At 50.5% G+C, this 25,495-nt stretch carries 29 protein-coding genes and 1 riboswitch; of the genes, 8 read left to right on the plus strand and 21 right to left on the minus strand.

The features are described from left to right. Positions 1-39: 39 nt before the first annotated feature. The 11 genes from ACW73I_RS02665 to gshB all read right to left on the minus strand — a co-directional run bounded on the left by ACW73I_RS02665 (position 40) and on the right by gshB (position 9,078). The gene (locus ACW73I_RS02665; RefSeq protein ID WP_458027661.1) at positions 40-957 is read right to left on the minus strand and encodes a DUF58 domain-containing protein; all 918 of its coding nucleotides are present in this window, start codon (positions 955-957) and stop codon (positions 40-42) included. After that, positions 957-1,430, minus strand: a complete 474-nt coding sequence (locus ACW73I_RS02670; RefSeq protein WP_458027662.1) for a CreA family protein — start codon at positions 1,428-1,430, stop codon at positions 957-959. The genes ACW73I_RS02665 and ACW73I_RS02670 overlap by 1 nt, the downstream gene beginning before the upstream one ends. 42 nt (positions 1,431-1,472) lie before the next feature. After that, the gene (locus ACW73I_RS02675; RefSeq protein WP_458027663.1) at positions 1,473-2,459 is read right to left on the minus strand and encodes an AAA family ATPase; all 987 of its coding nucleotides are present in this window, start codon (positions 2,457-2,459) and stop codon (positions 1,473-1,475) included. A 34-nt stretch (positions 2,460-2,493) separates the two neighbouring features. Then, positions 2,494-3,207 (minus strand): LOG family protein, encoded by a 714-nt coding sequence (locus ACW73I_RS02680; RefSeq protein ID WP_458027664.1) that lies wholly within the window; start codon positions 3,205-3,207, stop codon positions 2,494-2,496. Between the two features lie 92 nt (positions 3,208-3,299). Beyond that, positions 3,300-4,586 (minus strand): dihydroorotase, encoded by a 1,287-nt coding sequence (locus tag ACW73I_RS02685; protein ID WP_458027665.1) that lies wholly within the window; start codon positions 4,584-4,586, stop codon positions 3,300-3,302. Between the two features lie 118 nt (positions 4,587-4,704). Beyond that, on the minus strand, positions 4,705-5,670 hold the full coding sequence (locus ACW73I_RS02690; RefSeq protein WP_458027666.1) for an aspartate carbamoyltransferase catalytic subunit: 966 nt from the start codon (positions 5,668-5,670) through the stop codon (positions 4,705-4,707). A gap of 2 nt (positions 5,671-5,672) precedes the next feature. Continuing rightward, entirely contained in the window at positions 5,673-6,191 is a 519-nt protein-coding gene (pyrR, locus tag ACW73I_RS02695) for a bifunctional pyr operon transcriptional regulator/uracil phosphoribosyltransferase PyrR (RefSeq protein WP_458027667.1), read from the minus strand. 5 nt (positions 6,192-6,196) lie between these two features. Next, positions 6,197-6,646 (minus strand): Holliday junction resolvase RuvX, encoded by a 450-nt coding sequence (gene ruvX / locus ACW73I_RS02700; protein WP_458027668.1) that lies wholly within the window; start codon positions 6,644-6,646, stop codon positions 6,197-6,199. Next, complete coding sequence (locus tag ACW73I_RS02705) at positions 6,639-7,205, minus strand: YqgE/AlgH family protein (RefSeq protein ID WP_458027669.1); 567 nt, start codon at positions 7,203-7,205, stop codon at positions 6,639-6,641. Before ACW73I_RS02705 ends, ruvX begins: the two co-directional genes overlap by 8 nt. 17 nt (positions 7,206-7,222) lie before the next feature. Next, positions 7,223-8,113, minus strand: coding sequence for a TonB family protein (locus ACW73I_RS02710; RefSeq protein WP_458027670.1), 891 nt, complete (start codon positions 8,111-8,113; stop codon positions 7,223-7,225). 2 nt (positions 8,114-8,115) lie between these two features. Then, entirely contained in the window at positions 8,116-9,078 is a 963-nt protein-coding gene (gshB, locus tag ACW73I_RS02715; protein ID WP_458027671.1) for a glutathione synthase, read from the minus strand. 139 nt (positions 9,079-9,217) lie between these two features. Here gshB and rpmB point away from each other — a divergent pair, with 139 nt between their 5' ends. Then, the gene (gene rpmB / locus ACW73I_RS02720) at positions 9,218-9,454 is read left to right on the plus strand and encodes a 50S ribosomal protein L28 (RefSeq protein ID WP_458027672.1); all 237 of its coding nucleotides are present in this window, start codon (positions 9,218-9,220) and stop codon (positions 9,452-9,454) included. A gap of 11 nt (positions 9,455-9,465) precedes the next feature. Next, on the plus strand, positions 9,466-9,621 hold the full coding sequence (rpmG, locus tag ACW73I_RS02725; RefSeq protein WP_458027673.1) for a 50S ribosomal protein L33: 156 nt from the start codon (positions 9,466-9,468) through the stop codon (positions 9,619-9,621). 58 nt (positions 9,622-9,679) lie between these two features. Here the strand turns inward: rpmG and ACW73I_RS02730 are convergent, their stop codons facing one another. Continuing rightward, positions 9,680-11,020, minus strand: coding sequence for a cyclic nucleotide-binding domain-containing protein (locus tag ACW73I_RS02730; protein ID WP_458027674.1), 1,341 nt, complete (start codon positions 11,018-11,020; stop codon positions 9,680-9,682). A gap of 141 nt (positions 11,021-11,161) precedes the next feature. Between ACW73I_RS02730 and ACW73I_RS02735 the strand changes: the two genes are divergently transcribed. Further along, positions 11,162-12,511, plus strand: coding sequence for a DegQ family serine endoprotease (locus tag ACW73I_RS02735; protein WP_458027675.1), 1,350 nt, complete (start codon positions 11,162-11,164; stop codon positions 12,509-12,511). Between the two features lie 22 nt (positions 12,512-12,533). Here the strand turns inward: ACW73I_RS02735 and rep are convergent, their stop codons facing one another. Beyond that, positions 12,534-14,540, minus strand: coding sequence for a DNA helicase Rep (gene rep / locus ACW73I_RS02740; protein WP_458027676.1), 2,007 nt, complete (start codon positions 14,538-14,540; stop codon positions 12,534-12,536). Between the two features lie 151 nt (positions 14,541-14,691). On the opposite strand from rep, the gene ACW73I_RS02745 reads away from it, so the two are divergent. Then, positions 14,692-15,753, plus strand: coding sequence for an AI-2E family transporter (locus tag ACW73I_RS02745; protein ID WP_458027677.1), 1,062 nt, complete (start codon positions 14,692-14,694; stop codon positions 15,751-15,753). Between the two features lie 5 nt (positions 15,754-15,758). On the opposite strand, the gene cbiB is transcribed toward ACW73I_RS02745, so the two are convergent. The 3 genes from cbiB to ACW73I_RS02760 are packed head-to-tail and all read right to left on the minus strand — an operon-like array spanning position 15,759 to position 19,123. Beyond that, complete coding sequence (gene cbiB / locus ACW73I_RS02750) at positions 15,759-16,676, minus strand: adenosylcobinamide-phosphate synthase CbiB (protein WP_458027678.1); 918 nt, start codon at positions 16,674-16,676, stop codon at positions 15,759-15,761. A gap of 41 nt (positions 16,677-16,717) precedes the next feature. Further along, complete coding sequence (locus tag ACW73I_RS02755) at positions 16,718-17,293, minus strand: hypothetical protein (protein ID WP_458027679.1); 576 nt, start codon at positions 17,291-17,293, stop codon at positions 16,718-16,720. An 18-nt stretch (positions 17,294-17,311) separates the two neighbouring features. Then, positions 17,312-19,123: a TonB-dependent receptor domain-containing protein gene (locus ACW73I_RS02760; protein WP_458027680.1), complete on the minus strand. Its 1,812-nt coding sequence runs from the start codon at positions 19,121-19,123 to the stop codon at positions 17,312-17,314. 107 nt (positions 19,124-19,230) lie between these two features. Beyond that, positions 19,231-19,452: riboswitch (cobalamin riboswitch) on the minus strand. Between the two features lie 143 nt (positions 19,453-19,595). On the opposite strand from ACW73I_RS02760, the gene fliW reads away from it, so the two are divergent. Further along, the gene (gene fliW, locus ACW73I_RS02765; protein ID WP_458027681.1) at positions 19,596-20,054 is read left to right on the plus strand and encodes a flagellar assembly protein FliW; all 459 of its coding nucleotides are present in this window, start codon (positions 19,596-19,598) and stop codon (positions 20,052-20,054) included. A gap of 43 nt (positions 20,055-20,097) precedes the next feature. Here the strand turns inward: fliW and panD are convergent, their stop codons facing one another. The 5 genes from panD to pcnB form a co-directional block, all read right to left on the minus strand. Then, entirely contained in the window at positions 20,098-20,478 is a 381-nt protein-coding gene (panD, locus tag ACW73I_RS02770; RefSeq protein ID WP_458027682.1) for an aspartate 1-decarboxylase, read from the minus strand. 91 nt (positions 20,479-20,569) lie between these two features. Continuing rightward, on the minus strand, positions 20,570-21,430 hold the full coding sequence (gene panC, locus ACW73I_RS02775) for a pantoate--beta-alanine ligase (protein WP_458027683.1): 861 nt from the start codon (positions 21,428-21,430) through the stop codon (positions 20,570-20,572). A 2-nt stretch (positions 21,431-21,432) separates the two neighbouring features. After that, on the minus strand, positions 21,433-22,242 hold the full coding sequence (panB, locus tag ACW73I_RS02780) for a 3-methyl-2-oxobutanoate hydroxymethyltransferase (protein ID WP_458027684.1): 810 nt from the start codon (positions 22,240-22,242) through the stop codon (positions 21,433-21,435). Further along, on the minus strand, positions 22,239-22,742 hold the full coding sequence (gene folK / locus ACW73I_RS02785; RefSeq protein ID WP_458027685.1) for a 2-amino-4-hydroxy-6-hydroxymethyldihydropteridine diphosphokinase: 504 nt from the start codon (positions 22,740-22,742) through the stop codon (positions 22,239-22,241). Before folK ends, panB begins: the two co-directional genes overlap by 4 nt. Then, positions 22,739-24,097 carry a polynucleotide adenylyltransferase PcnB gene (pcnB, locus tag ACW73I_RS02790; RefSeq protein ID WP_458027772.1) on the minus strand — a complete coding sequence of 453 codons (1,359 nt, stop codon included), beginning with the start codon at positions 24,095-24,097 and terminating at the stop codon, positions 22,739-22,741. The genes folK and pcnB overlap by 4 nt, the downstream gene beginning before the upstream one ends. Positions 24,098-24,366: 269 nt before the next feature. Between pcnB and ACW73I_RS02795 the strand changes: the two genes are divergently transcribed. From ACW73I_RS02795 to ACW73I_RS02805, 3 genes are read left to right on the plus strand one after another with little or no spacing between them, the layout of a single operon-like run. After that, positions 24,367-24,546 carry a hypothetical protein gene (locus tag ACW73I_RS02795; RefSeq protein WP_458027686.1) on the plus strand — a complete coding sequence of 60 codons (180 nt, stop codon included), beginning with the start codon at positions 24,367-24,369 and terminating at the stop codon, positions 24,544-24,546. Beyond that, entirely contained in the window at positions 24,547-25,026 is a 480-nt protein-coding gene (locus ACW73I_RS02800; RefSeq protein ID WP_458027687.1) for an RDD family protein, read from the plus strand. Between the two features lie 53 nt (positions 25,027-25,079). Continuing rightward, positions 25,080-25,469, plus strand: a complete 390-nt coding sequence (locus tag ACW73I_RS02805) for a hypothetical protein (protein WP_458027688.1) — start codon at positions 25,080-25,082, stop codon at positions 25,467-25,469. Positions 25,470-25,495 lie beyond the last annotated feature (26 nt).

The raw sequence follows: 25,495 nt of genomic DNA on the forward strand, positions 1-25,495 counted from the left end.
AGTCCTGCGGCGCCGTAAAAATCCGATAAAACATGGTCTCTAACTCGTCCAATTCGGTCGGTTAGCGGCCAACGCTTGCAACGGCGATTGATTGGTGCCGCATGAAATGAGCCCTAGACGCAGCTTTTGGCTGAGCCGCTTTAAAATAGTCAGTCTGGCTTCAAAATGATTTTGATAATCGCGCAGATTTTTTTTATCTCCGGTATCGATGACGATGTCGCGTATTTTATCGGTGAAACGGTAACGGCCTTTGTCCGGCAAATGGTGTTCTAAAGGATCAAAGACATGTAGAAGTACGACTTCGCAATGTCTGGACAACAAGGTCAAATGATTTTCCGCGGCGGCATTCAGACCGCGGAAGTCGCTGATGACATACACCCGGCTGCCTGGCCTAGCATGATGTTGCAGGCGGGATAAGGCTTGTTCCAAAGTATTGTCTTCCGCGCTGGTATATTGAGGGCGTACCAAGGCGCTGAAAAACCGCAACAAGGCGGACTTGCCCGTACGCGGTTTTAGCTCCATACAGCCGTCCGCGCTGAATATTTGACCACCGACACGGTCTCCTTGTTGCTGAGCCGCCCATGCTAACAAAGCCGCCAATTTCGCGGCCTGAACGGATTTGAATACGCCGCGCGTCGCAAATTTCATCGTGGGTCGGTAGTCCACCGAAATAAACAACGGCCGCTCTCGTTCCTCCTGGAAAATTTTACTGTGCGGTTTATCCGTTCTGGCGGTCACCCGCCAGTCCATACGCCGCACATCGTCACCTGGTTGATACAACCGCGTTTCGGAAAAGGCCATGCCGCGCCCTTTGAAATGCGAAAGGTAATTACCGTTTTGGACGGCTTTGATCCGACTCGGTTGCAAATTCAACGCGGCGGCCGGTTTTGCCAGATTAACCAGCATTTTCAAATCGACCGTAATGCGGTCGTTATCGGCGTAGGCGGCGGGACTCATTATTTATTCGCCGAACCGGGACCGCCCCAGGGCAGGACGGGAACGGTAGAAATGCTGTTGGCCGGTGCGCCCTCGATCAGCTTACGGCTGATGGCCAGATAGATTAAGGTGTTATGCGCTTTGTCCCATAAGCGCATCACCTTGGTTTCCTTAAACAGCAACGACGTACCTTCGGAAAACACTTCTTCGTCGTCGGATAGATTGTTAGGTAGACTGATCGGCCCGGTTTGCCTGCAGGCTAAAGAAAATTGCGAAGGGTCTTGGGCAAGACCCAATGCGCCGGATACGCCACCGGTCTTAGCCTGACTGACGTGACAGGTAACGCCCGGAATTTTAGGGTCGGCAAACGCTTCGACGCAGATTTTGTGATTGCTACCTATCAATTTCCAAGTGGTCGTCACACATCCAACGGTTTCCGCTTTTAAATTAAAGGGAATTGCCAGCAATGAAGCGAGGCAAACTAATTTTTTCATAGCTCTTTCCGGTCGCGGGTTGTCGAATGCCTTAATATTCCGTTAGGGTACGGCTATGCGTGCAATCAATTGCTTGATCACATCGTCGCTGGTGATACCTTCGGCTTCGGCTTCATAGGACAATAATAAGCGGTGTCGCAACACATCGAATGCAATCGCTTGAATGTCGCCCGGATCGACAAAGTTCCTTCGATCCAGCCAGGCCTTGGCGCGGGCGCAGCGGTCGAGTGCAATGCTGGCGCGCGGACTGGCGCCGTACTCTATCCATTTAACTAAATCCTGACCGTAGGCGGCGGGCGTGCGGGTTGCCAGTACGATTTCCAATAGATAACGCTCTAAAGCTTCGGCCATATAAATGTCCAAGACTTCATTACGCGCGTCAAACAATATCCGCTGGCTGATCTTTTCCACCGAACGACCGCCGCTCTGTGACGCTCCCCTGGCTTCGGCACGGGCCAGATGCAGAATGCTTTGCTCGTGTACCGCATTGGGATAATCGATCCTAACGTGCATCAAAAACCGATCTAATTGCGCTTCGGGCAAGGGGTAAGTGCCTTCCTGCTCGATCGGGTTCTGTGTAGCCATTACCATGAACAACGCGGGTAGCGGGTATGTTGCTTTACCCACTGTGATCTGGCGTTCGGCCATCGCTTCCAATAAGGCGGCTTGCACCTTGGCCGGTGCCCGGTTGATTTCATCGGCCAAAATAAGGTTGTGAAACAAAGGACCTTTTTGAAATTCGAACGACGCTTGCTGCGGACGGTAAATTTCGGTACCGGTTAAATCGGCCGGCAAAAGGTCCGGAGTAAACTGGACTCTATGAAAATCGGCCTCTATGCCCTGGCTCAGAACGTTAATGGCACGCGTCTTTGCAAGACCCGGCGCACCTTCCACCAACAAATGGCCGTCTGCCAGTAACGCGATCAGCATACGTTCGACTAGCGCATCCTGGCCTATGATTTGTGTATTGATATGGGTCTTGAGTCGATGCAGAGCGGTTTGTGCCGGAGTCAAATCGGTTGCATTCATAGTTTATGGAATCCTTGGTATCAATTAGGGTCAATTAGGGTGTGGGATGGTGCCGCTGTCGGTTTTTCCATTCTCGATGCGCGACCATGATATTCACGACCTTTTCCGGCTCGTCGGTAACGGTGATCAAATCGAGATCTTCCGGCGATATGGTGCGGTATTCGATCAGTTTGCTTTTTAACCATTCCATCAGGCCGTTCCAGAAGTCGGTACCGAACAATACCAACGGCAGAGGGTAGGCCTTATGCGTTTGCATTAAGGTGAGCGCCTCGAAGAACTCATCCAAGGTGCCGAAACCGCCGGGCATGCAGACATAGCCCATCGAATACCGTACGAACATCACCTTACGCACGAAGAAATAGCGGAAATTCAGCGACAGGTCTTGATAGGGATTGGGTTTTTGCTCCTGCGGCAATTCGATGTTCAAGCCAATCGAAGGCTGGCCTTGCAGATATGCGCCTTTATTGGCCGCTTCCATGACGCCGGGGCCTCCACCGCTAATAATGGCGAAACCTTCTTTACTCAACAGCTCGGCTAATTCCGTGGTTTTTTGATAATAAAAACTATCGGGCGTTAATCGAGCCGACCCGAAAATCGAAATGGCATCGCAGAGACCGGAAAGCTCGTCAAAGCCTTCGGTAAACTCGCTGATGATTCGAAAAATCCGCCATGATTGGTCGCCCTTCAAATCCTCGATGATCGTCGAAGACTCGGCACCGGAGGTGGAACGATTTTTGATGCAACTCATGCGTATTCCTTAACGATTGAACGATGGCCGTAATGTATAGCGAAGTACCGATCGGAGCGGACACAAGCGATTACTTGGTAGCCGTCATATTGTCACATTGCTTGAAAGCGATAAAGCTCGCGTCCGCCTTGAAAGGTATGGATCACTTTGCCGGTCAAGGTTTGTTGCCAGTATGGCGTGTTGCGCCCTGTGCTATGCCAGTTTTGCTCGTTTACCTTCCAGGGGAGCTTTGGATCAAAGACGCAAACATCGGCATCGAAACCGGCCGTCAACGCGCCCGCGCTCAGCCCCAAAATTTGTGCGGGCTTTTGAGTCAGGCAGGCTATAGCCTTCGATAGGTCGAGACGGCTTTGCCTGACCATCTCCAAGGTCAGAGGCAATAATGTTTCTATGGCCGAGATGCCCGGCTCGGTTTCCGGAAAGGCGCCGAGTTTGGCATCCAAATCATGAGGTTGGTGATCGGAACAAATCGCGTCGATAGTACCGCTAGCCAGACCGTCTCGCAGATAATGGCAATCTTCATCGCTACGGAATGGCGGTATCACATGGTAATGACTGTCAAACGGCACCATTTCGTTCTCGGTTAAATGCAACTGATGAATCGCGACATCCGCTGTGACGCTTAATCCGTATTTTTTTGCCTGTTGAATTTTGATCACCGATTGCTTGCAGCTGATTTGACTGATATGAATACGGCAACCGGTCAATTGGGCAAGCTCCAGACATGAAGCCAGAGCGATGGATTCGGCCGCGGACGGTATTCCGGGCAAACCGTAACGGCTGGCAACGGCGCCTTCATGGGCGCAACCTTTGCCGCTCAGCGATACGTCGTTAGCCCGGTACATCAGCAACAATCCATGGCTGCTGGCATACTCCATGGCTCGGCGTAAAATCAGCAAATTACCCAAAGGCGCACGGGCGTTGCTGACAGCGATGCAACCGGCACGCTTCAATGCGTACATAGAACTGAGTTCATTGCCCTCCAAGCCTTGAGTCAACGCTCCGATGCCATAAACCTTCGGATAACCGGCGGATTCCGCTTTGTCCTTGATGTACTCCACCACGGCAGGCGTATCGATTGCCGGTTTAGTATCGGGCGGCAAACATAAGGAGGTAACGCCTGCGGCAAGCGCGGCTTGTGTTTCGCTTTTGATCGTGCCTTTCTGGCTTTGGCCCGGTTCGCGCACGCGCACGCTCAAATCGATAAAACCCGGACAAACGATATGGCCTTCCGCATCGATGGTTTCGTCGGGGCTGAAATCGATTGAAGTGCCGGATACCTGTACGATTTTGCCGTCAGCGATGCATACCGATCCGATGCGATCGATATTATTCGCCGGGTCTATAACGCGGCCGTTTTTTATCAGAATTTTTGTCATGCCATACCTCCGTGTACGGCACCCTCGACTGCATGGATGCGGGAGGTAGGGCAATGCCGGGAACAATTGCCGAGGCGGGCTACCAGCGGCAGTACAAAAATCCTTTCCTGTATTTTTGTCATGCGACACCTCCATGGCTGCCTAGCGTCATAGTCATGACGGCCATCCTTACCGCGATACCGTTACTGACCTGCTGTAGAATGACCGATTGCCCACCGTCGGCGACGCTGGAGGCAATTTCGACACCGCGGTTGATTGGGCCGGGATGCATGACGATGGCATCGCTTTTAGCGCGCTGCAATTTGCTTTCAGTCAAACCGTAGCAACGGAAAAATTCGCTTTCGCTCGGTAAAAATGCCGAGTTCATTCTTTCTTTTTGCAAGCGCAACATGATCACGACGTCGACATCGGTGAGTCCTTCCGCCATGTCGTGTAACGGGATGACACCCATATTCCTGACAAAAGCGGGCAGCAACGTTTTGGGCGCGATGACTCTCACTTCGGAAACGCCTAATGTATTTAGAGCCAAGATCTGGGACCTGGCCACCCGGGAATGCAAGATGTCGCCAACGATCGCGACTTTCAGACCTTCAAACCGTTTTTTATGTTGGCGTATCGTGAACATGTCCAGCATGGCTTGAGTGGGATGGGCGTGTTGTCCGTCACCGGCGTTGATGACGCTGATATGCGGTGCGGTATGTTCAGCGATGAAATGCGCCGCCCCGCTTAAAGCGTGGCGTACGACGAACATGTCGACGTGCATGGCCTCCAAGTTGCATATGGTATCCAGCAGGCTTTCGCCCTTGGAAGTCGCCGACGTGGAAATATTGATATTCAAAACATCGGCGGATAAACGTGTCGCGGCCAGCTCGAATGTCGTTCGAGTGCGGGTACTGTTTTCAAAAAACAAATTGACGATAGTTTTGCCGCGCAGCAGCGGGACCTTTTTGACTTGCTGTTCCGACATGCCGGCAAAAGATTCAGCGGTGTCAAGAATATCGGTTAACAACGACTTATTAAGACCTTCAATCGTCAGAAAGTGCTTGAGGTTGCCGTTTTCGGTCAGTTGTATATGCCGACTCATGATTAAGCACTGCAAACTAGCGTTTTAATGTCGATTCCCAATGGTTCCGGGCCGGTCAGTTTAACGCGCTGGCCTTCCGGCAAATCGATATGAGCGCCGCGGCAGTCCGGCTGCAACGGAATCTGCCTGCCGTTTCTCTCGATTAAGACCGCTAACAAGACCTGATTGGGCCTGCCGTAGTCGAATATTTCATTCAAAGCGGCGCGTATCGTACGCCCGGTATAGAACACGTCGTCGATTAGAATGATGTCGCGCCCCTCAAGATGGCGCGGCAACTGACTCGATTTCACATTGGGATGCATACCGATTTGGGAAAAATCGTCTCGGTAAAACGTGATATCCAACAAGCCTAGCGGTTCTTTGACGCCCAAACGCCGGTGCATATGCTGAGCTATCCATGCTCCGCCGCTGTGTATCCCGATCAATATCGGGTCGTTGAGCTTACGATCTTTGATTTGTTTACGGATTTCGGCTTCGAGCGTATCAAGCAGTTCGGCTATATTTAATTTGGATAACGGCATGGCATTTAAGTTTGATTGAACCAGCTTTGTAATATCAATTGCGCGGCGAGTTGGTCTTGGACTTCCCATAGTTTACCAGCATTCACTTTGAGCTCGTCATAGAGTAATTGCTTGGCCGCAAAGGTCGTTAGCGTTTCGTCGATTTGATGCACCGGCAGGCAATAACGGCCGTTAAGCTGGCGACAAAATTTCTGCATGCGCGGGGTAATCATATTGTCGCTTCCATCCTGCCGTTTGGATATGCCGACGACTAAGCCTTTCGGCTGCCATTCCGTTATCAATTTGCTGATTTCATTCCAATCGGGGACCTGGTTTAGCGAGCGTATAGTCGTCAACGGACTAGCGATACCGGTTTCGGCATGGCCTACCGCCACGCCGATTTTCTTGTTGCCGAAATCGAAACCGAGAAAGGCGTCGCTGCTTACCCGCCGGGCCAGCGGGTCATGCTTAACCATGGCCGGCCGCGGTAGTAAGGCGGTTGATATCGATGCCGAGCTGGCCGGCGGCGGCATTCCACCTCTGATTGATAGGGGTTTCGAACAAAATGGCTTCGCCGCAGGGCGTGTTAAGCCAAGCATTTTCGACAATTTCCTTTTCCAATTGCCCTTTTCCCCAACCGGCATAGCCCAACGCGATCAAGAAATTCTGCGGTCCTTTGCCGGTGGCGATGGCCTCGAGCACATCGCGCGAGCTGGTCAGAATGATTTTGTCGGAAGTGGCGATGCTGGAATCCCATTGTTGCGGGCATGGGCTATGAATGACGAAACCGCGTTCTTGCTGTACCGGCCCGCCGGCGAATATCGGCGTGTTCGCGATCTGTTCCAGATCGGTCTTGATTTCCATTTGCTCGAAAATATCCTTTAACTTCATGTCGGTGGGTCTATTGATGACGATGCCTAAAGCACCTTCCTGGTTATGCTGGCATAAATAGGTCACCGTATGAAAAAAATGCGGATCCAGCAGACCCGGCATCGCAATCAAAAACTGGTTGTTGAGATAAATACTGTCTGTCATAAACAATGCTAAGTAGGCTAGCGGGTGGTCATGCCGGTCTCATCTGAAAATTTCCAAACGCGGGTTATCACTAGAACATTCACTTCTTTCAATAGTTCCGCCGGTAAGGCTGCGAATGGCGCACTCATTTTAACGATACGTTTAGCGGCCTCATCTAAGGCAGGGTTACCGGAGGAGCGCGCAATCCGTATGGTATAAACACTGCCATCGGCATTGATGCCGACATCCATGGTCAGCGTTTGGGGGGTTTTGCGATTCCGCGCCGCCGCAGGATAATTAAGATTCCCGGTCCGTTCAATTTTGTCCTCCCAGTCTTTAACGTATTGCGCTGCCAGATACTTATGCGTACTGACCGAATTGACGAATTTGATTTTGCTGTCCTGTGTGCTTTCGCGACTGTTGCGGATTTTTTCGCCGAGTTGCGCGATTTGCTGTTGCAAGGCTTCAGCCGTCAATGTCGGTTGTTCTTCGCTTGGTTCTTTTGTTGATTCGTCTATCGTTTCGGCGGGAGTGGCGGTCTTCACCGGCGCTCTTTCTTGTGTGGCAACCTTCTGCGGGGTCGGCCTTTTAGTTTCCGGCCGAGGTGGTTTTTGCGTTTCGGACTTTACCGGGGGAGCAGCTTCGCTTTGCGGTGAAGGCAACAACTGGGTTAACGGTTCGGGTTTTTGATTGCTGTCCCCTGCGCCGAGCTGGTGATCGGATGCTAAATATTTTGCTTGTTTCGGCGCTTTTTTTAACGGCGCATGTGAAATCGTAATCTCGATTGACTTATTGATTTTTTGCGGACGCGGAGCTTTGAAGTTAATACCCAACAATATGCCGGCGTGCAATACCGTGGCGACGAATAGCGCCAAAAGCATGGTGTCGTTGTTGGATAACGGGGATGACGTCAAATACGCGTCTTGCATGGTCAATTTCGTTGCTTGGACTGGAGATGGTTTTCGATGTGATCCATTAATTGTGCGCTAATATTGATGCCGAATTGCTTGTCGAGTTCCTGTACACAGGTAGGGCTGGTGACGTTGACTTCGGTCAGATAGTCACCAATGACATCCAAGCCGACGAAGACCAAGCCTTTTTCGCGCAAAGTCGGTCCGACTTGTTCGGCAATCCAAAGGTCGCGTTCACTCAATTCACGGCCTTCGCCGCGTCCGCCGGCCGCTAAATTACCGCGTGTTTCGCCGCTGGCCGGAATTCGGGCCAGGCAGTAGGGCACGGCTTCACCGTTGACCATCAGTATGCGCTTATCACCGTTTTTGACGTCCGCCAGATATCTTTGCGCCATGATATAACGCGAAGCATGTGCCGTCATGGTTTCCAGAATGACACTGAGGTTAGGGTCGTTTTCTCGCACGTGAAAAATCGATGCGCCGCCCATGCCGTCAAGCGGTTTCAGGATGATTTCGCCATGCTGTTCCAAGAAGTCGCGAATCTTTTGCGGATCGCGTGCAACCAAGGTGTCGGTACAGCACTGCGGAAACCAAGCCGTATACATTTTTTCGTTGGCATCCCGTAACGACTGGGGTTTGTTGACTACATACACGCCTTGACGCTCCGCCTGTTCGAGCATATAGGTGGCGTAAATGTATTCCTGGTTGAAAGGCGGGTCCTTGCGCATCAATATCACGTCCAGATCGGCCAAATGGATTTCCTGCTCTCCCAGAAAGCGATGCCATTGCTGTTGATTGCGTTCGACCTGTAAAACCCGGGTACGGGCATAGGTTTGGCCGTTTTGTAGAAATAAGTCGCCGAGCTCCATGTAATGCAATTCCCAATCGCGGGCTTGTGCTTCCAGCAGCATGGCAAAACTTGTATCCTTTTTGATATTGATTTGGCCGATGGGATCCATGACCATGCCGAATTTGAGCGTCATTAATATCCTGCTTTATAAAGAATCGGGCGGTAAAAGCCGAATTCTATCAAATTTAATTTTAGGGTGGTGGTTTACCGGAAAAAGTTTTTTTGGTATAAAGCTCGGCTATTTTGAATTAAAAACTCGCATTGAGGTAGTCATGTCCAGAGTATGTCAAGTAACAGGTAAACGCCCCGTAACCGGGCACAATGTTTCGCACGCAATGAACCGAACCAAAAGACGTTTTACGCCCAACCTGCATTACCACAGATTTTGGGTGGAAAGCGAAAATCGTTGGGTTCGCCTGAGAGTGTCGTCGAAAGGCATGCGTATCATCGATAAAGTAGGCATCGACGCCGTATTAACCGACATTCGTAGCCGCGGCGAACAAGTTTAAGGAGATTCATCATGCGTGACAAAATCAAATTGGTTTCTAGCGAAGGCACCGGCCATTTCTATACCACCACTAAAAACAAGAAAACGATGCCCGAAAAGATGGAGATCAAAAAATATGATCCCGTCGTTCGTAAGCACGTTATTTACAAGGAAGCCAAAATCAAATAAGTAGTGCTCGACTACTTTTTTGCGCGAACGGTTAGGGCTAGCCGCGCCGACACTTAGGCTAGCCTCCGCCTTTCATTTTCAATATACCTAGTTCGGCCTTCACAGTGTCCAATTGACGGGACAAAGAATTGCATTTCAGTTCTAAGGTCGTTTTTTCGGCTTCGAGGATTTTGCATCTTGCTTTGAGTTGTTCCACGAGCTGGTTTATATCGTCGACGACTTCAACCTGTTCCTGCTGAAAGTCGTTTTCTTCCGGTAAAGTTTTAGATGTCAGCCTGGTGGATGACTCCTGTAGGTTGGCGGTTTCGGTACCATCATCAATTGTAAAGATCGCCGGCTCGGCCTTCGTTTCGGCTTGTTCGATTCCGGCCATCCCGCCCTTGAGAACCGAGGCGTTGAATTTAAAGCGATGCAGAACAAACGCGGCGGATTCGCTGGTCCGACCGTCCTTGCAGACCACAATAATCGGGCGATGCCGATCGAGCGACTTCATCTGCATGCGCAGCGAAAAAAAGGGGATATTGGTGCTACGGGGCAATTTGTGATTTTTGAATTCGTCCGGCCCTCTAACATCAATCAATTGGGCGCCATTTCTAAGCTGTTCATCCAATTTATCGAACTCGACATATTTCAGCGTCGGCTTCTTTATCAAATTGATAAATTGATCTTTGCTCAGCCGCAGTAAGGTGATGTCCGTCTCCGCGGTGACGGAAACATTTCTTGGTTCGCCGGATATTAAAGAATCTTCACCAAAACTATCCAGGTCGCCGAGTTGAGCCAGTTTTATCTCTTTGGCATTGGGGGACGGTTTACGGCTGATCAAAGCCTTGCCTTTCTTGATGACGTAATAATAATCTCCCGGGTCGCCTTGCCGAATAATAGTTTCACCCGCATGAAAGCTGATTTCTTCCAGACTGATCAGTATGCGTTGCAAGTTCGCTGGGGGCAGCATTCTAAAAATTGGCGACTTTAATAAAGTCGTCATCCAATCTTCATCGCCTCCCGAATCTTCGACCATCATAGTACTATCATTTTCTTCATACGCCGTTTCCCGGTCTATTTGCATCATATTAGCATTTAGACGTAAAAACTGAATTCTGCTCTTGGCGATTGCATCTATTTTTCGCGGAATTTGGTGAGCGATCGCAAATCGGGCGGATTCGCTTCCCGCAGTAATGGTTTCAACGGTAAACGCTTCTGTTTGCAAATTGACCGAACCGTCTATCAAATAATACAAATCACTGTCGTTGTCTCCGCGTCTGAATAAGACTTGGCCTGCTTCGGCGGACTCAACGTTTATCTGCGCACATAATTCGGCAAAGCGGTTGGACGGCAGGGTAGCTAACGGAATCATTTGTCGGATGATGCGGGCTTCCTCAGAATCGATATCGACGGTCATGTGCTGCGTTGCAAGATAGAGACTAAATTACTTCGGCGGATAGCGCGTATCATAGTCGATTATGCGCTACTATGTTTTCAATGAAACGTTTTTCGGGCATTTTTGTCCATACCGGCAACTAAACCGTTGGATAGGCTAATTATGATCAAAAAGACGAAAGTACTGATGATTTTTGTTTTAGGGTTGACTTGCTTGAACGCAAATGCGGTTTTGCCGACGCAGGTTGACGGTGAAAATTTACCTTCGCTGGCGCCAATGTTGGAGCGTAGCATGCCCGCGGTTGTAAACATATCCACCTCTACGAATGTGCGGATGCAAGACAATCCCTTGTTGAACGACCCGGTGTTTCGTTATTTTTTTGGTATTCCCAACCAGCCACGGCAACAACAGCGCAATAGCTTGGGCTCCGGCGTCATCATCGACGCCGAAGAAGGCTTCGTGCTGACCAACAATCATGTGATAGACAAAGCCGATAAAATTACCGTCACGCTGAGCGACGGCCGCCAGCTCAATGCGAAGCTGATCGGAACCGATCCCGAAGCCGACGTCGCGGTAATTCAAGTCCCGGCCGACAACCTGACCGCACTGACGATTGCGGATTCGAGTCAGCTCAAAGTGGGTGATTTTGTTGTCGCGATCGGCAACCCGTTCGGCTTGGGGCAAACCGTGACTTCAGGTATCGTCAGCGCCCTGGGACGTTCAGGTTTGGGTATAGAAGGTTATGAGGACTTTATTCAAACCGATGCCTCGATCAATCCCGGTAACTCCGGTGGCGCATTGGTTAATCTGCGCGGAGAATTCGTCGGTATGAACACCGCCATCCTGGCGCCTAGCGGCGGTAACGTGGGTATTGGTTTCGCGATACCGTCGAATATGGCCATTATCATTAAGGATTCTTTGGTAAAACACGGCGAAGTTCGCAGGGGCATGCTAGGCGTGACTACCCAGGATCTGACTCAGGATTTAGCCAAGGCCTTTAATTTGCGAAGCCAGCATGGGGCCGTGGTCGCTCGAGTCGAAGCCGGGTCTCCGGCGGAAAAAGCCGGTATCGAACCGGGCGATATCGTTGTCGCCGTGAACGGCCAGGAAATAAGAAACGGTAGCAGTCAAATCCGAACCGTTATCGGTTTAATGCAAATCGGCGACACCGTCGACATCGACTTGATGCGGGACGGCGAGCGCATCAGCGTGAAAGCCGTCATCGGCAAGCCGAAACGTCCGGAAATCGCCGGCGATAAAATCCATCCGACACTGAAAGGCGTCATCCTCAGCGTGCCGACCAAAGGCCAGATCGAAGGCATTGTTTTAGACAAAATCGACACTCGATCCTATGCCTGGAAAGCCGGTTTGCGTCCGGGCGACATCATCGTCAGTGCTAACCGTTACCGGGTTAGAAATATCGAAGAATTAAAGCAAGTGGCCAATCCGCGTTCGCCGTTGTTGATTAATTTGCAGCGCGGCGGCGAAGCCTTTTTCGTGGTGTTGCAGTAGGTCGAATCGATGCTGGCCCGCCTCAGGCCAGCATCGATTTCAATTGGGCTAAACTGGCTTTGCCGCGTTGTTTTATTTCTTCCGGCGCCAATTGTTTTTTGTTGGCCCATTCCAAATCTTCTTCCGGCAGCTCGTTTAGGAAGCGGCTGGGTTCCGATTCGCTGATTTCGCCGTAGCGTTTGCGATGCGTGCAGTAGCTGAAGGTCAAGGTTTTTTGGGCGCGGGTGATGCCGACATAAGCCAGACGCCGCTCTTCGTCGATATTGTCGGTTTCGATGCTGTTTTGATGAGGCAACAGATTTTCTTCCATGCCGATCAAAAACACATGCGGAAACTCCAGGCCTTTGGCGGCATGCAAGGTCATTAGCGAAACCTGGTCACCGGCTTCCTCTTCCTGATGGCGCTCCAAAATATCCAGCAGCATGACTTTCGTAATCACTTCGGACAAGGATTTCCGCGCCTCTTGCTCGCCGCCCGCGATGCGCTGCAGCCATTCGATCAGTTCCAGAACGTTGTTCATCCGACGTTCAGCCGCGGCCGGCGTCTTGCTGTTTTCCTGCAACCATTGCTGGTAATTGATTTGTTCCAGCATTTGGTGAACGGCGTTGAAATCGTTGTCGCCTTCGATTTTTTGCCCGGTTTGGATGATCCAGTCGCAAAATGCGCGGAGACGGTGCAAGGATTTTTCCGGGAGGCGTTGCTCCAAGCCGAATTCCGAACAGGCATCGAATAGACTGATATGCCGGTTATTGGCATAGGCGCCCAGCTTTTCCAGCGTGGTCGGCCCTATTTCCCGCCTGGGCGTGTTGATGATGCGTAAAAATGCCGCATCGTCGCCCGGATTAACCATTAGGCGCAAATAAGCCAGAATGTCCTTGATTTCAGCGTAGGCAAAAAACGAGGTGCTGCCGCTGATGAAATACGGTACGTTGTTTTCCCGCAATTCCTTTTCGAACAAGCGAGATTGATGATTGCCCCGGTACAGGATTGCATAATCGGAATAGCGGCCGCCATGCTTGAATCGGTGATGCACGATTTCCGCGACGGTTTGTTTAGCTTCGGCCTGGTCGGACTTGTGACTCAGCACGCGCAGCGGATCGCCATATCCCAGTTCGCTCCACAGTTTCTTTTCGAAAGTGTGGGGATTGTTGGCAATTAATTGGTTGGCGACTTTCAAGATGCGCCCGGCCGAACGGTAATTTTGCTCCAGCTTGATGACCTGAAGCCGGCCGTAGTCCTTTTGCAACTGGCTCAAATTCTCCGGATGCGCGCCGCGCCATGCGTAGATGGACTGATCGTCGTCGCCCACTACGGTGAAACGACCTAGATTGCCCGCTAACAGGCGGACTAGCTGGTATTGGGTAATATTGGTGTCCTGGTATTCGTCCACCAACAGGTAGCGGATTTTGTTCTGCCATTTTTCCAGGACTTGCGCATGTTGTTGAAACAGTAGTACCGGCAGCAAAATCAGGTCGTCGAAGTCGACCGCGTTATAGGCTTTGAGGCTGCGCGCATAGGCATCGTAAAGTTTGGCCGGCACCAAATTGGTGGCATCGGCGTGGGCGGCCGCCTGTTCCGGCGTGATAAAGGCATTTTTCCATTGGCCGATTTGCCAATTGTACCGATCGACTTGGTCTATGTCGTATTCTGTTACGCCCTGATTGATCAAGTTGCGCAACAAGGTCAATCTATCCTGTTCGTCGAACAGGGTAATAGACGCTTTATAACCAAGCGCTTTGTGTTCCGCGCGTAAGATATCGAGCCCAAGCGAATGAAAAGTTGATACTCTAAGTCCGCGGCTTTGCTTATCGTCCAGTAAACGGCTCACCCGGCTCCGCATTTCCCGCGCGGCCTTGTTGGTAAAGGTAATCGCGGCGATATGGCGAGCGGGAATGCCTTGTTGCGTCAGGTAGGCGATTTTCTCGGTAATCACCCGCGTCTTGCCGCTCCCGGCGCCCGCGAGTACCAACAAAGGACGATCGATAATCTTGACTGCGGCTTGCTGTTGGGAATTGAGTTTAGGCGACATTGAATGGCGATTTTGCGGATTATTGAGTTTAGTCGGTGAGCCGCCTATTTTAATTGATCGCGCGAACAAGTGCTTGATCGTCCGAGAGCGTTTATTGTTGCCGAGTTAGCGTCTTAGTGATCCGTTATTTGAACCGGAGCTTTTAGCCGACATGACAATTATTGTTTCCCGATTCGAACGATTTGCCAGCATAGCAGCATTGGTGTTGCTGATTCTTGTCTGCTATCAGGTGATCAAGCCGTTTTTGTTCGATATTCTGTGGGCCGCCATACTGTGCTTCGTCACCTGGCCGCTGTACCTGAGCTTGCGCCGTTGGGGGCTTTCGAGCAATCAGGCGGCTTTCGGTATGATAGTGCCGATAGGCGTTTTCTCGTTAAGTCCTCTTATTACGGCCGCCTTGACCATTCCCGACGATGTCGACCGTATTCTGCAATGGTTGACCGATACTGGGCGAGTCTGGCCGGAAGCGCCGATTTGGTTGAAAAGTTTGCCGCTGGTTGGCGATAGTATCGCTTCTAGCTGGCAAAGCATCGGTGAAGATTCCACTCGGCTCATCGATTTCGCCCGGAAATATGCCTTAACGGCCAGCAAATGGATAGTCCGGCAAGGTTTGAGTCTGGCCGGTGAACTGATGCACATGGGCTTGAGCATTCTAGTGTTGTTTTTTCTATACCGGGACGGAGAGCAAATCACAAAACACATCGTCATGGCGACACAACGTTTGGCCGGCGAACAGACCGAGCGTATTCTGCATATTGTCCGTTCCAGTATACGCGCCGTGGTATACGGCATACTCGGGACGGCATTGGCTCAAGCGATTGCGTCCATCGTGGGTTTTTTGATCGCCGGCGTACCTTATGCTTTTGTGCTGGGCGTCGTCGCGTTTTTTCTAATGATTATTCCGGCAATGGGCACCGTCGTATGGTTGCCGGTTTCCACGTGGTTGCTGATGAGCGGCGAAACCGGCAAAGCGATTTTCATTGCACTCTGGTTTTTGCTGTTTGTTGGCACCATAGACAATTGGTTGCGGCCGATCTTGATTAGCCGCGAAGTCGAATTGCCGTTTGTGTTGATTCTGTTTGGAATATTCGGGGGCTTGCTGGCTTTCGGCTTTATAGGCGTCTTTATCGGGCCGACTTTGTTGGCGACCAGTTATGCATTGATGTTGGATTGGCTAATACGCAAGGAACAAGAGGCAATCAAAGCCGATTGAGACGTTCAGACAAGCAATTCCGCGATGGCAATCAACGATAACCATAAAACCAAGGTCTGAAAAACCAAACGAAGGGCGAGGAGGATGTGCCTATCTTCGGGTTGTTTGTTGCCGCCGAAGCAAATTTTATTTTTCAGAATGCCGTGATAGATGGCCGCCCCCCCTAAACGAATATCCAACGCGCCGGCTCCGGATGCCATGACGGGGCCCGCGTTAGGACTTTCCATTTGCGGGGCTTGATGGCGCCACGCATACACGGCTTGTTGTGTGTCGCCGAGCACGGCATAGCTTACGGCGGTTAGTCTGGCGGGAAGCCAATTCATGGTGTCATCGAGGCGCGCCGCCGCCCAACCGAAGTGTAAATAGCGATGATTTTTATAAGCCCACATTGCATCCAAGGTGTTGGCCAAGCGGTAAAGCAATGCGCCAAATGAGCCCAGTGCAACAAACCAAAACAACGGCGCAAACACGGCATCGGCTCCGTTTTCCAAGACCGATTCGATGCTCGCACGGCGAACCTCCGCTCTAGTCATATTGTCCGTTTGGCGGCTGACCATTAAGCCGACCCGCCGGCGCGAAGCGGCCAAATCGTCTTGCTGCAAAGCCTGATAAACCGCGAAAGCGTGTTGTTGCAGGCTGCGGGCACCAACACAGAAATACAAAATCCCGATGCTCGTCAAGGTCTGTAATATTGGCGGCAGCCAATAGACGATAACGGCTAAGCAGCACGGTAACAGCGCGCATAATACAGCCAATGAACCAAAGGCTTTTTGTCGGATCGGCGAGTGCTCGGGATTAAGATAGGTTTTTTCTAAACGGCGAACCCAGTGGCCGAACGCGACCAAGGGATGATAGGCATTGCGAGGCTCGCCGACGCAGTAATCGACTGCGAATGCTATTAGCAAGGTTAAAATCAAATTCATGGGGATGCGGAGGGCTGCGCCGGCCCTCCGCAGAAGGCGGTTTAGATGCTCGGTTGAGAGGATTTGTCGGCCAACAAGGCTTTGGCCGCATTGACGGCGGCATAAATGACGATCACGTAAAGCACCGCGCCGGTCAGATACGGCGGATAATACTGCGCAAAACGCTCGATGTATTGATCCCATTGAGTTGCTTCATAGCGGCCCGACAACCAGTAGAAACTGCCATTGGAAATTAAAAATGCGGCGGACGTGGCGGCGACTAACACACCGAATTGCCGCAACAAGCCATCAATCGTCGATTCGCCGTTACGTCGGCACCATTTTCCGCCCAGCCACATTGCGGCGTAGGTCGGAATCAAGAAAACATAAGCCTGAGTGACGCAGAAATCGCTGACGCCGAATTGGGTGATCGCCAAATAATCGATGATGCCGGCTTCCACCAATAGCGCGGCGAACAGGTAGCGCCCGCCCAGCCATAAACCCGCCAGAAAAAATACCGCCAACGAGGCGTCGGGCAATGCGAACGGCGTGCCGAAATGGTGGAAGCGGGTGCTGGCCATCAGCGCCATTAAGGCGACAGCGCCGGGTTTGACGGCCAAACTTGCTTTAGTAATCATCAGAAAACCTCCGTTGAGTTAGTTATTGTAATGGATGGAAAAAAAGAAATTCCGGCCGGGATTATTGTAAGTATCGGCGGTTTGGTACTGTTTATCCAGTAGATTATTCAATTTGGCGCTTAGCATCCAGTTTTTGTCGATGTGATAAGCAGTCCGTATGTCGACTGTAACGAAACCTGCGAGCTTTATGGTGTTTGCCGGGTTGTCGTATCGATTGCCCTCCGCTAAGACTTGAGCGCTAAGATCGAAATCGCCCAGGGTTTTCGACACAGCGTAAGACAGTTTTTTCTCGGTGCGGCGCGCTAAACGCAGATTGGTGTTTGCATCTCTGGGATCCAATAAGCCCATATATAGATTTTGCTGTACGCCGAAAACTTGGGTCGAAAGCTCAAATTCCAGTCCTTCGATTCGGGCTTTGTCGATATTTTCGACCGGGTATATCGCAATCAGATTATCGATATCGGTGTGGTAAGCACGGAGTTGCCAATCTGCCCAATCATGACTGCCGGCGATGCCGGTCTCGAAGCTAGCGGATGTTTCCGCCGTTAAATTCGGGTTGCCGTAATTAGGGAAATACAACTGATTGAAAGTAGGAGCCTTAAAGGCATTGCCAAAACTGGCAAAAGCGCTGAGGCCGTAATTCCAGTTATAGCGCCAACCGAAATTGCCGGTGACATAATCGCCGAAAGCTTGGTTCTCGTCCCAACGCACGGAGGCAGTGACGAAATGCTTGTCGAATAGGCGGCTATGCAGTTCGCCGAAAACGCCGACATCGTAACGCGAGGTTTCGGCGTAGGCTACGTTACTTTGCACTTCATCGACTCGATAATCGGTACCCAGCGTTAACTGATGATCCGGTGCGACCGAAATTTGATTCAACCATGTCGCGTTCCAGCGGGTGGTGTCGAATTGGCTGAAATAGTTGCCGTCCCGGTCGAAATTGTCGTTGTTATCCTGAGTTTGACCGAAGCGCAAGGTGGAACGCCAGTTCTTCAGAATATCGAAAGCCGCGCTGGTTCCTATCGTCTGGTTGACGAAGTCGGTCTTATTAGGAATGCCGTCGAATTCGGTTTTGCCCTGGGCACGCATGAAGAAGGCTTCGATTTCGGCATTGTTTTCGAAACGGTGGCCGGCACGCGCGTTGATGCCGGTATTGTAATAACCGTCCCGGTCGGGTTCATTGACGCCGAAAAGGCCTGTTGTGGGCTGTCTTGCGTCAAAGCCTTGGCTGTTCAGATGCGATACGCCCAAACTGTACCAATTATTTTTCCAGTTGCCGGAGACTGTTCCTGAAACATTGAAGGTATCGTAGGAACCGGCGCCTGTATCCAGAGTTGCTTTGGGTACGTCTTGCTGGGCTGCTTTGCGGGTAAAAATCTGGATGACCCCGCCGATCGCTTCGGAACCATACAAGCTCGATTGCGGACCGCGTATGATTTCGATCCGTTCTATTTGCTCAATGGGAATAAACTGATACGGGAATGTGCCTGTAGTGGCGGAGCCGGCTTTAATGCCGTCGATCAAAACCAAAACGTGATCGGAATTGGTGCCGCGCATAAAGATGCTGGTATTTTTACCGTAGCCGCCCTGTTCGACTAGATCAAGCCCCGGCGCCGTTTTTAACAATTCCGGTAAGGTTCTGGCCTGGCGTTTTTCTATATCCTCGCGAGTGAAAACCGTCATGGCCGTGGCGAGTTCTTCGCTCGCGGTTCCGGCTCGGGTCGCCGTAACGACCATTTCGGGCAGGTTGGTTGAATCGCCACCGGTCGCAGACGACACGGCAGTACTCGTACTCGCCAGAATTAACGAGCTAACTATCGATTTTTGCATATATTCCTCTGCGCCCACCGCGCAACGGGGTAACTGATTGACAGAGGAAAAACGGCGGACGAAAAAGGCAGACTGAGACTGACCATTTCGCAAACAGCCCTCCGCTGTCTCGAATGATCTTTCGGGCCAGTCTCCGGGCTCATAAGTGGCTTAGCCTGAGTTGCGGCCTTCCCATGCGATGCACAGTGGCGTTAAATGCAGCTCTTTTACTTATCTACCGTTGCGGGGGCAGCGTCGGCATAGGGACATCAGGTTTGATGTTCCGCACCGACTTCCTGTTTAAGCCGAGTCGTCGTTCGGACTCGGGCACCTGAAAGAGGGAACGAAATTCTATATAGTTACAGCAAATCTGACAAGCCGAAATCGATATTTTGTATGGGGCGTATTGGGCCAAACATTGCAAAAGCCGGGTTCCATGCTATAAGTGGCTTACCAATAAAAATGTTTTATATCGATAATAACGAGAGCTCTTATGGAAATTCAATCTAAGCAGTTAGGTCCGCAGCAGGTCGGTTCCGATACGATCATCACTTTCCCACGCGGAATTCCCGGGTTTGAGGATCAAGTCCGCTTTAGGCTGGTGCAGCAAGATGACAATAAAATCGTGTATTGGCTGCAATCGGTTGATAACCAAGATTTAGTGTTTTCGGTCGCGCATCCCGCTCATTTCAATATCAACTACAGCTTTGTGTTGACCGATGACGAAGAACAGTTGTTGCAGCTTGATAATATCGACGATTTAGTGATTCTGATCATGCTCCATAAAGACAGTGAATCCGATCCCGGCAAACCGACCATTAAAGGATCAATCAAATCGCCGCTTTTAATCAACAGCGAAAAGCGTATTGGTTTTCAGAAATTGCTGGTAAACATTGAGCAAAGCATAACCTTGACCGAACAGGCCAGTGAAATCGATGTAGCGGAAGCTTGATTGGGAAACGTAACCGCCGTGTCCTGCGGCGGTTGATTAAAACTCAGGCGGCTTGAACGGGGACGGAGTGGCTGGAATGGGTGATCTTATTATTACCGTCGAAATAAACCAAGGTTGGTTTGTAGGTTTTCAATTCCTTTTCGTCTAAGCTGGCGTAAGCGGCGACGATAATCAAATCGCCCGGGCATGCCAAACGAGCCGCTGCTCCGTTGATCGAAAACACCCCGGATCCCTCTTCCGCCCGAATCGCGTATGTAGTAAAACGTTGGCCGTTGTTGATGTTGTAAATATGGATTTGCTCGTATTCCCGTATCCCTGAAAAATCGAGGATCTTGCCGTCAATGGCGCACGAACCCTCGTAATCGAGCTCGGAATGCGTTACACGCGCGCGGTGTAACTTGGCTTTAAGCATGTTTAAGTGCATAGCAAACATCTTCAAATAACAGGGGATATTAAATTATGCCCGAAATGGCACCGGCTATCAAATGGAGGCGATGTTTCAATCGGTTTAAAAACTATCCTAATTGCGTGGTTTCTCGAGAAAAATAAATATTATCTATCAATCGAGTTGTGCCGAGTTTTGCCGCTATTAGAATCACCAATTTAGTATCGTCGGGTGTTGCCGGTAACAAGTCGGTACTGCGGCAGACTTCAAAATAATCGAGTGTAAAACCCGCTTCCTGCAGCATTTCGGTTTTTTGCCGAATCAACGCGCGTACGTCGATGTCGCCTGCAACCATCGCATCTCGGACTGCTGAAATGGATTGATACAGCAAAGGCGCTTGTTGTCTTTCGGCCTCCGAAAGATAGCTATTACGGGAACTCATCGCCAAGCCGTCGGCTTCTCGGACGGTTGGAACGCTCTGAACTTCAACCGGGATGTTCAAATCGGCCACCATTTGCCGAATGACGCAAAGCTGCTGAAAGTCTTTGTCGCCCAGAAATAACAAATCCGGCTGCACTATATTCAGTAGTTTGCAGACGATCAAAGCGACGCCATCGAAGTGTCCCGGGCGGCTGGCGCCGCAGTGCATAGCCGATAAACCGTCAACCGACACTCGCGTTTTCAGAGGCTGCGCGTAGATTTCTTCTACCGCGGGCAGAAACAACAGATCGGTGCCGCAAGCGAGCAGTTTTTCCTGGTCTTGCTGTTCGGTACGAGGATAGCTGGCGAAGTCTTCGTTGGGTCCGAACTGTGTTGGGTTGACGAAAATACTGACAACCAATTTATCGGCTTGCTGCCGCGCCGTTTCAACCAATTTGATGTGCCCGCCATGCAAATTGCCCATGGTCGGAACAAAAGCGATGCTCTGGTGATCTTGTCGCCATTGCTTTATCGCGGCTCTTAATGCTCTGATGGTTTTTATGGTTTGCATATCTAATAGGAATGCTCGGCCGCCGGAAAGGTTTCGGCTTTTACAGCTTGATGATAACACTTGATTGCATTTTCAATGCTGCCCGCTTCCGCCATAAAATTTTTGGAAAAGCGCGGGCGATTGCCGATACTGATGTTTAACATGTCATATAACACCAAAACTTGTCCGTCGCATTCGGCACCGGCGCCTATGCCGATCACGGGAATGTTCAGTTTATCTGTTATTTCGGCCCCAAGCGAAGCGGGTATGCACTCCAGGATTAACAGTCCCGCGCCGGCTTGTTCGACGGCGATGGCGTCTTTCAGTATTTTCTGTGCATCAGCTTGCTCTCGGCCTTGCACTCTATAACCGCCGAGCCGGTTTACCGATTGAGGCAATAAACCCAGATGACCGCATACCGGAATGCCTTGATCAATCAAAAACTCGATGACGTCGATTTTAGCGCCTTCTAATTTGATCATCTGAGCGCCGCCGTTTTGCATCAAACAAGCAGCGCTTTTTAATGCCTGTTGCGGCGTTGCGTAGCTGGCAAAAGGCAGATCCGAGATCACGAAAGCCCGCTTTCTAGTGCGAGTAACGCAGCGAGTATGGTATGTCATATCTTCAACGCTTACCGGTATCGTGCTGCTGTTTCCTTGAATCACCATCCCTAACGAATCACCAACCAAGATAACGTCTATGCCGGCCTGGTCCAGTAACGCTGCAAAACTGGCGTCATAGGCCGTTAAGCAGCTAATTTTTTCGCCCGATTGTTTCATCGCCGTCAAGTCGCCGATCGAAAGCGTTTCGGGTGCATTTGCGTAGGGCGTCATGCTTCTATCTTATACAGGCCGTTGGCCGGGCAAGCCGCGAGCAAACTAGCCAGGCTACCGTTGCCGGGCACCGTTAGGTTGGTTGGCGCGACGTCCGCCAACGGATACAGTACAAACGCCCGGTTGGGCAATTCGGGATGTGGAATTTTCAGCTCCGACAGATCGATCACGTTATCGTGATATAGCAGTATATCGACATCAAGCGTCCGGGCGCCCCATCGAACCAAACGTTCCCGGCCGTGAGTGTTTTCCAATGTTTGACATTTTTTCAACAGATCCATCGGCGTCAGACGGGTTCGGATTCGGATCACCGCATTGATATAGTCGGGCTGGTTTTGCGGGCCTACCGGCCGACTGCGATAGAGCGGAGACATAGCAATTTGCTCAACATGCTCAAGAGCCCGGAGTTCTTGTGCCGCCGATAAAATGTGATTCATTGGATTGTCCAGATTACTGCCCAGGCCGATGTAGGCTTCAACCCAATTTGACAAAACGCTCATTGCTGCGGGTGCTGGTTGGATTTGGGACGAGAATGATAGCGGCGGGTTTTTCCGCGCGATTTCGCCGATTTGCCTTTGGGTGGAGCGGTCATTTTCCTGCGAGTTTCTTCGTCGGCATCTTGAAATCGGGTCCACCAATCGACTAATTTCTGATCCGCCCCGCCCGTTTCCGCCCTTAATTGCAAAAAATCATAAGCCGCACGGAATTTGGGTTGTTCCAGTAGCCGATAAGGTCGTGCGCCAACCGTTCTGCCGAACTTGTTCTGTAAGAACCAGACATCCCTCATGGATTGAGTGATATGGCGCGGCATCGCGGTTATTTTGATTTGTTTGCTTAATATCTCGTTAGCGGCAGTTTGGTAAGCGACCGTTTCGTTTTCGCCGCGTCGAATCAGCTTATTTGCCGTCAGCTGTAGGGGCTCCCACATTAAAGCCGCTAACAGGAAATAGGGCGTCAGACTTTTCCCGTCCGCGTATCGCTGGTCCGAGTTTTCTAATGCTCGAATCAAAAACAAACGGGGGAAGTCGTGATCTTGGGTTTCCAGGCATTTCTCGGTAGCGGGGAACAGAATCGCGAATAAGCCGTAATGTCTGAGCATCTCAAAGGTTTGTAAGCCGTACCCGACCAAAAATAGTTTGAGTACCTCGTCGTAAAGGCGAGCGGCGGGAATACTTTGTAATAATTCGGCGTGCGTGTAAATCGGGTTTTCAGTATCCGGATGTAAGGAGAAGCCTAGCTTTACCGCAAAGCGGATAGCCCGTAGCATTCTGACCGGATCTTCGCGATAACGTATTTCCGGATCGCCAATCAGGCGCAAAATTGCGTTGGCATGGTCCTGCATGCCGCCGGTGTAATCGACTACCGAAAAGTCTCTGATATTGTAATAAAGCGCGTTTACAGTGAAATCGCGGCGCCAGACATCTTCTTCCAGCGTACCGAACACATTGTCGCGCAACAAACGCCCGTCCTCGTGAATGAGCTGCTGGTCCGATGAATCCGGCTCGGATCCACGGAAGGTTGCCACCTCGATAATTTCTCTTCCAAAAAATACATGAGCCAGTCGGAAGCGCCGTCCGATGATGCGGCAATTACGAAAAACCTGTTTTACTTGCTCCGGACTCGCATTGGTTGCGACGTCAAAATCTTTCGGCTCCCGTCCTAGTAGCAGGTCTCTTACGCAGCCTCCGACCAGATAGGCTTCATAGTCGGCTTTTTTTAGTCTTTGTAATACTTTCAGCGCGTTTTCGCTGATTTGAGAACGTGATATGCAATGTTCGCCCCTAGCATAGGTTCTAGGCTGCAGGATGCACGCAGTACTCGAATCGCTAATAGATGTTTCGTTAGCCGTAAATATTTTTTTGAAGAAATTAAAAATGGCAGTGATCCTAATGTTTTTGAGTTTTTATGCTTGTCATTGTCGTTCATGCCGCACAAGCCCAATCTATCGACTTGCCTATCATAACATTCGAAAAGATTACTGCTCAATCTCGCGCCGTCTTTTACAATGGAAGCTAATATAGTAGAATCAAGCGGTTGTTTGTGTCATGTTCAGGTGGCACTAATACTTGAAAGGGTTCATCTATTTATCTGATGCGATCGGCAATTAATCAGGAGCGAGGGGAAATGTTTAAAAAAATTTTGATGGGCTTTGTTGATCAGCCTTTGTTTACCAGTTTGTTTGTGGCTGATTTTGCGCTTTTGCTGTTTCATAGACCGCCGTTTTTATTTTCGTTACTCATGGTTGGCGCATTGGTCGTGATGAGCATGTATATGGGGCAAAAACTCGAGCTGTTTCGCAAGTAATTGCGTATTTCCGAGAGCAAAAATAAGCAAAAGCCCGGTGCCGAAAATTGTTCGGCACCGGGCTTTTTTCGTAGGATGGCAGCTGTAATTTATGATGCCTTGTTGCTTTTTGCGGTGTTGTTTTTTGCCACCGTCATTGCGCTACCGTTCAATTCGGGCCAAGCTTTCTCATCCGGTCAATATTATTTTTCCTGGTATTTATTCGGGGTAAGTTATTTTTTTTATACCTGGTTTTGGACTCACGGCGGCCAGACTTTGGGCTTGCGCGCATGGAAAATGATGCTGGTAAATACGGAAGGTACCGGCGTTAATTGGCGACAAGCCACATTACGTTATTTTGCCGCGTTATTGTCGTGGGCTTGCTTCGGTTTTGGTTTCTTCTGGTCGCTATTCGATAAAAACCGGCTGTGCTGGCATGATCGCTTATCGAAAACCTATCTGTGCCGGAGCGCAGCAGAAAAAAATGGCCGTCCAAAATGAATATGCTATATTCCCGGCTTGATTTTATCTTTTCGCTTAATTGGGAGAATTAAATGAAAACAATAACAATAGTACTATCCCTGTACGCGACACTAGCCGCTTTTTCGGCCCATGCCGAGACCATCAAGCTGGAAGACAATTCCAAAATCCTGGGTAAATGGCAGGTTACTGCCGAGGCTGCGGCCTTGGATAAAGAAAAAAAAGAACTGAATGCGACTTGGGAGTTTCGAAAAGATGGCACATTAGAAACCATCGCGGAAGATACTCGCGGCAGAACCAAGTCGATGGACATAACGATCAAATATAGCGTGGAGGACGGTGTGATCAAAAAGCAGGCAGCGCCCGGCCGCGAGAAATACGAGAATTGTGCCGTGGTAAAAATGGAAGGCAAAGATATGATTTTGAAATGCAAATATTTGTATTTCTTTATGACCCGGAAATAATTCGCGGACCATGACAGGCGGTAATT

The sequence above is a fragment of the Methylomonas sp. MgM2 genome, from assembly GCF_054172045.1.